Origin of the sequence: Zhihengliuella salsuginis (genome assembly GCF_014651715.1) — a bacterium.
GTDB lineage: Bacteria > Actinomycetota > Actinomycetes > Actinomycetales > Micrococcaceae > Zhihengliuella > Zhihengliuella salsuginis.
In genome coordinates this window covers 326,039-336,243 of sequence record NZ_BMXK01000002.1, presented here as the reverse complement: position 1 = coordinate 336,243, position 10,205 = coordinate 326,039, and the positions used below count along the sequence as shown (strand labels likewise).

Genomic DNA, 10,205 nt, shown 5'->3' with positions numbered 1-10,205 from the left:
GCGCCCGCCTCGCGCGGCGGGCGCCGTCGTCGGGGATCAGCTGCGGTCGCGGATGGCCCGGTTGACCGCGGAGATCACGGCCTTCATGGCCGCCGTGGACGTGTTGGCGTCGATGCCGACGCCCCACAGGACGCGTTCGCCGATCGCGCATTCCACATAGGCGGCCGCCGTCGCCGTGCCGCCCTCCGACAATGCGTGCTCGGAGTAGTCCAGGACCCGCACATCGATGCCCTCCGCGGCGAGCATGCTGACCAGTGCGTCGATGGGCCCCGTGCCACCGGCGGACCGATCGCTGGTCTGGCCGTCGATCGCCAGCTTGGCGGCCAGCGAGAACGTGCCGTCCTCGCGGCTCGTCGCGGTCGCGGAGGCCAGCTTGAAGTGACCCCAGGCCTCGCCGCCGGCACCCTCGGCACTCGGCAGGTACTCGTCCTGGAAGGCCTCCCAGATCTGGGCGGCGGTCATCTCGCCGCCCTGGCCGTCGGTCTTGCGCTGGATCACGCCGGAGAACTCGATCTGCGCGCGGCGCGGCAGATCCAGGGAGTAGTCGTGGTTGAGCAGGTAGGCGACACCGCCCTTGCCGGACTGCGAGTTCACGCGGATGACCGCCTCGTAGGAGCGGCCGATGTCGCGCGGGTCGACGGGCAGGTAGGGCACGCCCCAGACGATGTCGTCGACCGTCTTGCCGGCCTCCGCCGCCCGGCGGTCCATGTCGTCGAAACCCTTCTTGATGGCGTCCTGGTGGGAGCCGGAGAAGGCCGTGAAGACCAGGTCGCCGGCCCACGGGGAGCGCTCGGGCACGTTGAGCTGGTTGCAGTACTCGGCCGTCCGGCGGATGTGGTCCATGTCGGAGAAGTCGATCTGCGGGTCGACGCCCTGCGTGAACAGGTTCATGCCGAGGATCACGAGGTCGACGTTCCCGGTGCGCTCCCCGTTGCCGAACAGGCAGCCCTCGATGCGGTCGGCGCCGGCCATGTAGGCGAGCTCGGCGGCCGCGACGCCGGTGCCGCGGTCGTTGTGCGGGTGCAGGGAGAGCACGATGGAGTCGCGGTTGGCCAGGTTGCGGTGCATCCACTCGATGGAGTCCGCGTAGACGTTCGGCGTGGCCATCTCCACGGTCGCCGGCAGGTTGAGGATCATCGGGTTCTCGGGCGTCGCCTCGAGGACCTCGGCGACGGCCTCGCTGATCCGCTTCGCGAACTCGAGCTCGGTCCCGGTGAAGGATTCCGGCGAGTACTGGTAGGTCAGGTTCGTGGCCGGATCGAGCATCTCCTCGAACTTCTTGCACAGGCGTGCACCGTTCGTGGCGATGTCGACGATGCCGTCCTGGTCCTGGTTGAACACGACGCGGCGCTGGAGTACCGAGGTCGAGTTGTACAGGTGGACGATCACGTTCCTGGCCCCGTTGACGGCCTCGTAGGTGCGCTCGATCAGGTGCTCGCGGGCCTGTGTCAGAACCTGGATCGTCACGTCGTCGGGAATCTTCCCGTTGTCGATGAGCTGACGGACGAAGTCGAAGTCTGTCTGCGACGCGGCCGGGAATCCGACCTCGATCTCCTTGTAGCCCATGGAGACGAGCAGGTCGAACATCTTCTGCTTCCGCTCCGGGCTCATCGGATCGATCAGGGCCTGGTTGCCGTCACGCAGGTCGACCGCGCACCAGCGCGGGGCTTTCTCGATGACCTTGTCCGGCCAAGTGCGATCCGGCAGTGAGACCGGGATCTGCTCCTGGAAGGGAACGTATTTGTGGATCGGCAATCCGGAGGGCTTCTGTGCGTTCTGCATGGTGATCTCGCCTTGTCTTTGGTGCGGTTGAGTCTGGCTCTCATGAGCACGGCCGGCAGCACGAAACTCCGCAGTGAGGGGGTCGACCTCGGGGCTATGCAGCCTGTGGGCCCTCACCGCGGCGACTTAGAAGAAGCGACATGCAACGCATGCTTGAAACCATAACATCGACTTCACCGTCGAACCCGCCCTCATCTCATTGTTGCGCAGTCGGTCCGGTCCGCCGAACCGGGCTAGAACCCGAGGCGTCCGAGCTGCTTCGGGTCCCGCTGCCAGTCCTTGGCGATCTTGACATGCAGGTCCAGGTAGATCCTGGTCCCCAGCAGCGCCTCGATGCTCTTGCGCGCCCGCGATCCGACCTCCCGCAGCCGGGAGCCGCCCTTGCCGATGATGATGGCCTTCTGGCTGGACCGCTCGACGAAGAGGTTCACGTGAACGTCCAGCAGCGGGTTGTTCTCCGGCCGGCCCTCCCGCGGGATCATCTCCTCGACGACGACGGCCAGCGAGTGCGGGAGCTCGTCGCGCACCCCCTCGAGTGCGGCCTCGCGGATGAGCTCGGCGACCATCTTGATCTCGGGCTCGTCCGTGAGCTCGCCGTCCGGGTACAGCGGCGGCGACAGCGGCAGCTGCTCGACCAGGACGTCGGCCACCGATTCGACCTGGTAGTCGCCGGTGGCGGAGACGGGGACGATGGCGGCCCAGCCGCCGCTGCCCATCGTCTCCTCGCCGAGGGCGGCCACGGCCAGCAGCTGCTCGCCGAGCGCGTCACGCGAGACGAGGTCGGCCTTCGTGACGACCGCGACGACGGGCTTGCGGCCCAGCCCGGACAGCTGCTGCGCGATGAACCGGTCGCCCGGGCCGATCTTCTCGTTGGCGGGGAGGCAGAAACCGATCGCGTCGACCTCGGCCAGCGTCTGCTCCACCAGGTCGTTGAGACGCTGGCCCAGCAGCGTCCGCGGGCGGTGCAGACCGGGCGTGTCGACGAGCACCAGTTGGGAATCGGGCCGGTGCACGATCCCGCGAATCGTGTGGCGGGTCGTCTGCGGTTTGTTGGAGGTGATCGCCACCTTGCGCCCGACGAGTGCGTTCGTCAGGGTCGACTTTCCAGCGTTGGGACGGCCGACGAAGGACGCGAACCCCGCACGGTACCCCTCGGGAACGTCGGTGATGAAAGCGCCGTTCGACTGTCCAGCACTGACTGGACGGCCGGCGTCGTGCTCTTGATGTCCGCTCATTCTGCCTCCTCGGCAATTTCGTCTGCGGTCCGGCGACCGGTGGAACCGTCGTGCCGCTCGGTCGAGTCATGGTCGCTGCCCGGCTCCCAGGCCAGCACGTTCCGGATCCGGTTGCGCCGGCCCTCGAGGTCCTCCGCATGGAGTCGGATCCCGTCGATGGTGACTTCGGAGCCGACGATCGGAACCCGTCCGAGGGTCTTCGCCAGGAGGCCGCCGACCGTGTCGACTTCCTCGTCGTCGAGCTGCCGGTCGAAGATCTCGCCCAGGTCGTCGATCGACATCCGCGAGTGCACCCGGTAGACACCGGGCTCCAGCTCCTCGCTCTCGTGGCGGTCGGCGTCGTACTCGTCGTCGATCTCGCCGACGATCTCCTCGATCAGGTCCTCGAGGGTGACCAGGCCGGCCGTGCCGCCGTACTCGTCGATGACGATCGCAACGTGCGTGGACTCCCGCTGGAGTTCCTGCAGCAGCTCCGCCACACCCTTCGATTCGGGCACGTACCGGACGTCGCGGGCCAGCTCCTCGGCCGGGCGCGGGTCCGCGGGATCGGCGTGGAGCGCCGCCGCGAGGTCCTTGAGGTAGACGATCCCGACGATCTGGTCCGCGCTCTCCTCGATGACGGGGATGCGGGAGCACCCGGAGCGCAGGAACAGGCTCATGGCGGAGGGCAGCCGGGTTCCGGCGTCGACCGTCACCATGTCGGTGCGCGGAACCATCACGGCTCGGACGCGGGTGTCGCCCAGTTCGAAGACGGAGTGGATGAGGTCCGCCTCCACGTCCTCGAGCACGTCGGCCTCGTTGGCGCGGTCCACGAACTCCCGGAACTGCTCCTCCGTGAAGAACGCCTCCTCGTCGGCGGCTTCGCCGGGGCTCAGCTTGGAGCCGAGCCTGACCAGCCACGACGGGATCGGGCCGAGGATCAGGCGCAGGAACCGCACCATCGGCGACGCCAGGAGGACCACGCGCGAGGCGTTGACCTGGCCGAGCCGGCGCGGCGAGATGCCCACGAGCACGAACCCGATCGCGGCCATGCTCGCCGTCGCGAGCAGGCCCGCGAAGAAGAGGTGGTCGAACAGGTCGTGGTAGAGGATGCCGAGGGCGACCGCGGACGCCATCTCGAACCAGATCCTCCAGAAGCGCACCGCATGCGTGTGCGGGGCCGGATCGGCCAGGATCGCCCGCAGACGAGGGCGCTTCCGACCGGCCAGCATCTGCTCGGCCTCTTGGCGGGGCAGGAAGAAGAATGCGGATTCCGCAGCCGTCAGGAGGGCAGCGCAGACGATGCTGACGACCGCCAGCGCGGCGAGTCCGGCAATGATCATTCGATGGTCTCCCGCGGGGCCGGACGGCCGAGGTACTCCGTCAGCAGTTCGCGCTGCAGCCCGAACATCTCGTCCCGTTCCGCGGGCTCATCGTGGTCGAAACCGAGCAGGTGCAGCATCCCGTGCGTGGTCAGGAGCAGGATCTCGTCGGCCAGCGAGTGCCCGCCGCGCTTCGCCTGTTCTTCGGCCACCTGCGGGCAGATCACGATGTCTCCCAGCGTTCCGGCGGGCGTCGGCGACCCCGGACGTCCGGGGCTGAGCTCGTCCATCGGGAACGACATGACGTCGGTCGGGCCGGCCAGATCCATCCATTCGAGGTGCAGCCGCTCCATCGCGTCCTCGTCCACCAGGATGATGGACACCTCCGCCTCGGGATGCACGTAGAGGCGGTCGAGGATGTGCCGCCCGAGCTCGGAGAGCGCCTCGAGGTCGGCTTTCACCGCGGACTCGTTGTTGACGTCGACGGCCATGTTCACTCCTCCGTGTTCTCGACGGCACGACGGCGGCCGGGCGCCTTGGCGCCGCGCGCCTGCCGGCGCCGCCGGTCGGCGGCGTCCGAGTGGCCGGGGGTGCGGTTCGACCACGTCTCGTAGGCCGTGACGATGTCCGAGACGAGGCGGTGGCGGACCACGTCCTCGGCACCAAGGTGGCGGAATTCGATGTCGTCCACGCCCTCGAGGATCTCCGAGACCACGCGGAGGCCGGACCTGGTGCCGCCGGGGAGGTCGACCTGGGTCACGTCGCCGGTGACGACGATCTTGGAGCCGAACCCGAGACGGGTGAGGAACATCTTCATCTGCTCGGGCGTCGTGTTCTGCGCCTCGTCGAGGATGATGAACGCGTCGTTGAGGGTGCGCCCTCGCATGTACGCCAGCGGCGCGACCTCGATCGTTCCGGCCGCGATCAGGCGGGGGATCGTCTCGGGGTCGATCATGTCGTGCAGCGCATCGTAGAGGGGGCGGAGGTACGGGTCGATCTTGTCCGTGAGCGTGCCCGGAAGGAACCCGAGCTTCTCCCCCGCTTCGACGGCGGGGCGGGTCAGGATGATCCGGCTGACCTCCTTGGCCTGGAGGGCCTGGACGGCCTTGGCCATGGCGAGGAACGTCTTGCCCGTGCCGGCCGGTCCGATGCCGAAGATGATCGTGTGGTCGTCGATCGCGTCGACGTAGGACTTCTGGTTGACCGTCTTGGGGCGGATGCTCTTGCCCCGCCCGGACAGGATGTTCAGGCCGAAGACGTCGGCGGCTCCCCCGGCGGACTGGCGCTGATCGTTGACCATGCGCACCAGCTGTTCGACGAGCTGCGGGTTGACCCTGGTGCCCTTGGCTGCCAGGGCGCGCGCCTCGTTGACGACCCTCAGTGCCTTCCCCGCGTCCCCGGGTTCACCGGTCACCGTGAGCTCGTTCCCGCGGACGTGCAGCGCGGCGTGCGGGTAGACGTTCTGCAGAATGCGCAGAACCTCGTCGTGCGCTCCCAGCGAAGCGACCATCTCCTCGGTGGACGCGAAGGTGATCAGGGCCGGCTCGGCAACGCGAGTCCGGTCCTCGTCGGCACGGGAATCGCCGGGGATCGCGTTCAGCGCGTCTCCCAGCTCGTCCGCCATCGGCGAGTCGGCGTCGTGGGTCATCAGTGCGGCAAAGCCTCCTTGGATCATGTCGCGGCCATCCGGCCGCGGTCCCGCGTTCCCGGGCCCCTCCATCCTACGCGACACCCCCCTCGTTGCCGCGACCGGCGGGGGTGGCAACCGCACACCCAAAACCTTTCGAGACGGCGCATAAATCCCCCGGCTCGAATATCAGTACGGCAACAGTTCGCTCGTTCGGCCCGGATCCGCGCGAAGCCCGCCGATCGGTATGCCAAGCTGGGGCCTGCCCGTGAAGCCCACGGCTTCGCTCCGAGACCGGTTCCCGGCGCATGCCGCACAGGACGCATGGACTCCATCCCCCACCGAGAAAGCACCACACGAGTGACCACGAAGCCTTCCGCACGAACACGCTTGATCGCGCTGCCCGCGATCGCGGCTGTCGTGCTGGCATCGGGTTGCGCTGTCGGGGAATCCACTGCTGACGTGTCGGCGAGTCTGGCCAGCATGTCCGCTTCGGCCCCACAGAGCCTGAGCCTCGGCGAGACGGGGCGGCAGGAGAACCTGTCGAGCCACCGCCTCGCCCCCGTCTACTGGACGGGACAGGTGGACGGCGAGGACCGGCTGTACCGGGAGTTCGTGAAGGCCGAAGACGAGGGCGACCCGATCACCACCAGCCTGCGCTACATGCTGGCCAACAAGCCCTTCGATCCCGACTACGGGTCCCCCTGGTCGGCCGAGTCGTCGATCGGCACGTCGATCTCCGACGACAACACGATCACGGTCGACGTCGGCTCGGGCGCCTTCGCGGCCGACCTCTCACCTGAACAGGCCGAGCTCGCGGTCCAGCAGCTGGTCTACACTGCCACCGCCGCAGCGTGGACGTCCGGCCTGCTGGCCGAGGGGACCGCGCCGAGCGTGAGGCTCCTGATCGACGGCCGGACCGATCTGCGTGCCTTCGACCACGTGGACCTCGGCCGCCCCCTGGTCCGGGACGCCGACCTCCGTGCACCCGTCTGGATCATCGACCCCCAGTACGGTACGAGCCGCGCGGCGGGCAGCATCACGCTCACGGGCGTGGCCGAAGACTTCCCCGGTGGACTGCACTGGAAGGTGGCCGAGGCCGAGGCCCCCGAGCAGGTCGTCACCGAGGGAACGTTCGGCGACGACCAGACCGAGGGCGAGGGATTCAGCGAATCGCTGGCGCTGCCCCCGGGGATCTACGAGGTCTCGGTGTGGGGCGTCGACTCGACCGGTGCGACGAGCGGCCTCGATACGAAGCACTTCACCATTTCCGGCACCTAGAACCAGCCCGTCAGGTGGCGGGCCAGAACGATGCCCGCCGGTCCCGCGGTCCCGGAGCGCAGCACGTGCCGCCCCAGGACGACCGGCTTCGCCCCGGCCTCGCGCAGCTGCTCGACCTCGTTCTCCGAGATCCCGCCCTCCGGTCCCACGATCAGGACGATCTCGTGCAGATCGGGCTCGGCCGCGACGGCCGCACGGACGCGCTCGCCCAACGGTTCGGCCGCGTCCTCGTGCATGACGAGGACCAGCCGGGCCCCGCCGTCGTGCCGGATCCATTCCGAGAGCGCCCGCGTCGACATGGCGGCCTCGACGTCCGGGACCCACGCCCGGCGGGACTGCTTGACGGCCGACCGGACCGTCGCCTCCCACTTCTGGCGCCCCTTGGCGGCCTTGTCGCCCTGCCAGCGCACGACGCAGCGCTCGGCCTGCCACGGGACCACGCCGCCCGCGCCGAGCTCGACGGCGGCCTCGACGGCCTGCAGGTCGCGGTCGCCTTTGGCAAGCGCCTGCACGAGGACGATGCGGCACCCGGGCGCCGGCTCGTCGCCGATACGGTCGACGCGCGCTTCCAGGCTGCGCTTCGCGGTGGACGTCACGGTCGCCTCGGCCCGCCGGCCGCGCCCGTCGACGAGGTCGATCGCCTCGCCGGCACGGATCCGCTTGACCGTGACCGCGTGGTGCCCCTCGTCCCCGTCCAGTACGACGACAGCGCCCTCCGCGGTGTCCGCGAGGGCCTCCGGGGCGACGAGGAACGCCTGGTTGCTCATCAGCCGCGCTGGCCGAACTTGTCGCGGAGGCGGGTGAACACGTTGCCGCGGTCCGTGAGGCGGCCCTCGGCCGTCTCCTCGCCCCGCAGCGCCGCCAGCTGCTCGATGAGCTCGCGCTGCTCGTCGGTCACCTTGGTCGGCGTCTCGACCTGCAGGTGGATGACCAGGTCGCCGCGGCCTGCTCCGCGCAGGCGCGGGACGCCGAGCTCTTTCAGGCGCACCGTCTGGCCCGACTGCGTCCCCGGGTCGATCGTGATGTCCTGCTCGCCGTCGAAGGTGTCGAACTTCAGGTCGGTGCCGAGCGTCGCCGCGGTCATCGGGACGGACATCGTGGCGTGCAGGTCGTTGCCCTCGCGCTCGAAGACGTTGTGGCGGCGCACCTCGAGCTCGACGTAGAGGTCCCCGTTCGGGCCGCCGCCGAGGCCGGCCTCGCCCTGGCCGCCCAGGTGGATGCGGGTGCCCGACGCCACTCCGGCCGGCACCTTGAGCTGCTTGGTCACGCGCTCGCGCACGCGGCCCTGCCCGCTGCATTCGTGGCAGGGGTTGGGGATGGTGTTGCCATAGCCGCGGCAGATGTGGCAGGTCTCGACGCTCATCATCTGGCCGAGCATCGAGCGGACCGGGCGCTGGACCTGGCCGCGTCCCTGGCAGTTGGTGCAGGTCTCGGGATGCGTGCCGGGCTGGCAGCACGAGCCCTCGCAGGTCTGGCAGGTCACCGCCGTTTCGATGTCCAGCGGGTAGACGACCCCCTGCACGGCGTCCTGCAGCGAGATCGTCGCCGTGATCAGGGCGTCGCGACCTGGCTGGGTGCGGGAGATGGGGCCCTGCTGGGCGCCGCCGCCGAAGAACTGCTCGAAGATGTCGCCGAAACCGCCGAAACCACCGCCGCCGAAGCCGCCCTGCGGCGCGCCCTTCTCATCACCGGTCGTGTCGTAGTTCTGGCGCTTCTGCGGGTCGGAGAGCACCTCGTAGGCACGCGTGACCTGTTTGAACTGCTCCGCTGCGTCCTCGCCCGGGTTGACGTCCGGGTGGAGTTTGCGGGCCATCTTGCGGTAGGCCTTCTTGATCTCCTCGGCGGAGGCTTCTCGGGCCACGCCGAGGACGTCGTAGTAGTTGCTCACAGTGTTCGCGATGTCCTTTCGAACTGGTCTGCAGGAAGTACGGCGCGTCGGACGCGCCGGGGTGTCGGGACGTGTCTAGCTGGAGAGGATGCGGGAAAGATAGCGCGCCACCGCGCGGACGGCGGCCATCGAAGAACTGTAGTCCATCCGGGTCGGGCCCAGCACACCGACCTTGGCGATTTTGTCGGGCCCGTAGCCGGTGGCGACGACGGACGTCTCCTCCAGCCCGTCGTACATGTTCTCCCGGCCGATCCGCACGGCGACCCCGCGGGGGTCGATCTCCAGTTCGGAGAGCAGCCGCAGGAGGACGACCTGTTCCTCGAGAGCTTCGAGCACCGGCGTGATCGAGAGCGAGAAGTCGCGGTTGGAGCGGGCCAGGTTCGCCGTGCCCGCCATGACGATCTTGTCGACCACGCTGTGCTCGGAGAGCGAGTTGAGCGCTGCGGCGAGACTCGCACCGGCCGCACGCAGCGTCTGCGGCAGGGAGGAGAGCGCGAGCTCCGCCCGGGCGGGCACCTCGTCGAGCCGCGAATCCGCCAGCCCGCCGAGCAGAGCGGCCTTGAGGACCTGAAGGTCCTCCTCGGCGACGTCGCGTTCCAGCTGTGCCACGCGCTGCTCGACCTTGCCGTTGGAGCCGATGAGGACGACCAGTGTCCGGCCCTCGCCGAGACCCACGAGCTCGATGTGCCGTACAACGGTGTTGCTGAACTGGGGAACCTGGAGGACCGCGACCTGGTTCGTCAGCTGCGCCAGGAGCCGGACGGTGCGCTCGAGCACCTCGTCCACGTCGCCGGCGCCCTCGATCAGGGCCTGGATCGCCCGCCGTTCGGCTGACGAGAGTGGCCGGACATCCTCGATGCGGTCCACGAACCGGCGGTAGCCCTGCTCCGTCGGAACCCGGCCCGACGAGGTGTGCGGGGCCACGATCAGCCCTTCTTCCTCGAGCAGCGCCATATCGTTGCGGATCGTCGCTGCGGAGACGCCCAGCTGGTGGCGGTCCAGCAGCATCCGCGAACCGACCGGCTCGCGCGAATGCACGAAGTCCTCGACGATGGCGCGCAGGACTTCGAGGCGGCGTGCTTCCGACATCG

The 10,205-nt window shown here is 69.0% G+C and carries 9 protein-coding genes; 1 reads left to right on the top strand and 8 read right to left on the bottom strand.

The annotated features are described in order from the left end of the window. Positions 1 to 36: 36 nt before the first annotated feature. From leuA to IE069_RS03585, 5 genes are all read right to left on the bottom strand, one after another. Complete coding sequence (gene leuA, locus IE069_RS03605; protein WP_189348738.1) at positions 37 to 1,782, bottom strand: 2-isopropylmalate synthase; 1,746 nt, start codon at positions 1,780 to 1,782, stop codon at positions 37 to 39. A 233-nt stretch (positions 1,783 to 2,015) separates the two neighbouring features. Continuing rightward, a complete protein-coding gene (era, locus tag IE069_RS03600; RefSeq protein WP_189348737.1) occupies positions 2,016 to 3,017 on the bottom strand; it encodes a GTPase Era in 1,002 nt (333 codons plus the stop codon). Next, complete coding sequence (locus IE069_RS03595; protein WP_189348736.1) at positions 3,014 to 4,339, bottom strand: hemolysin family protein; 1,326 nt, start codon at positions 4,337 to 4,339, stop codon at positions 3,014 to 3,016. Before IE069_RS03595 ends, era begins: the two co-directional genes overlap by 4 nt. Next, the gene (gene ybeY, locus IE069_RS03590; protein WP_189348735.1) at positions 4,336 to 4,809 is read right to left on the bottom strand and encodes an rRNA maturation RNase YbeY; all 474 of its coding nucleotides are present in this window, start codon (positions 4,807 to 4,809) and stop codon (positions 4,336 to 4,338) included. Before ybeY ends, IE069_RS03595 begins: the two co-directional genes overlap by 4 nt. Positions 4,810 to 4,811: 2 nt before the next feature. Next, positions 4,812 to 5,966 carry a PhoH family protein gene (locus IE069_RS03585; protein ID WP_229790916.1) on the bottom strand — a complete coding sequence of 385 codons (1,155 nt, stop codon included), beginning with the start codon at positions 5,964 to 5,966 and terminating at the stop codon, positions 4,812 to 4,814. 462 nt (positions 5,967 to 6,428) lie between these two features. Here IE069_RS03585 and IE069_RS03580 point away from each other — a divergent pair, with 462 nt between their 5' ends. Next, positions 6,429 to 7,226: a GerMN domain-containing protein gene (locus IE069_RS03580; protein ID WP_189348734.1), complete on the top strand. Its 798-nt coding sequence runs from the start codon at positions 6,429 to 6,431 to the stop codon at positions 7,224 to 7,226. On the opposite strand, the gene IE069_RS03575 is transcribed toward IE069_RS03580, so the two are convergent. The 3 genes from IE069_RS03575 to hrcA all read right to left on the bottom strand — a co-directional run bounded on the left by IE069_RS03575 (position 7,223) and on the right by hrcA (position 10,203). After that, the gene (locus IE069_RS03575) at positions 7,223 to 7,993 is read right to left on the bottom strand and encodes a 16S rRNA (uracil(1498)-N(3))-methyltransferase (RefSeq protein ID WP_189348733.1); all 771 of its coding nucleotides are present in this window, start codon (positions 7,991 to 7,993) and stop codon (positions 7,223 to 7,225) included. The genes IE069_RS03580 and IE069_RS03575 overlap by 4 nt on opposite strands. Continuing rightward, positions 7,993 to 9,114 (bottom strand): molecular chaperone DnaJ, encoded by a 1,122-nt coding sequence (gene dnaJ / locus IE069_RS03570; RefSeq protein WP_189348732.1) that lies wholly within the window; start codon positions 9,112 to 9,114, stop codon positions 7,993 to 7,995. Before dnaJ ends, IE069_RS03575 begins: the two co-directional genes overlap by 1 nt. A gap of 75 nt (positions 9,115 to 9,189) precedes the next feature. After that, positions 9,190 to 10,203, bottom strand: coding sequence for a heat-inducible transcriptional repressor HrcA (hrcA, locus tag IE069_RS03565; protein WP_189348731.1), 1,014 nt, complete (start codon positions 10,201 to 10,203; stop codon positions 9,190 to 9,192). Positions 10,204 to 10,205 lie beyond the last annotated feature (2 nt).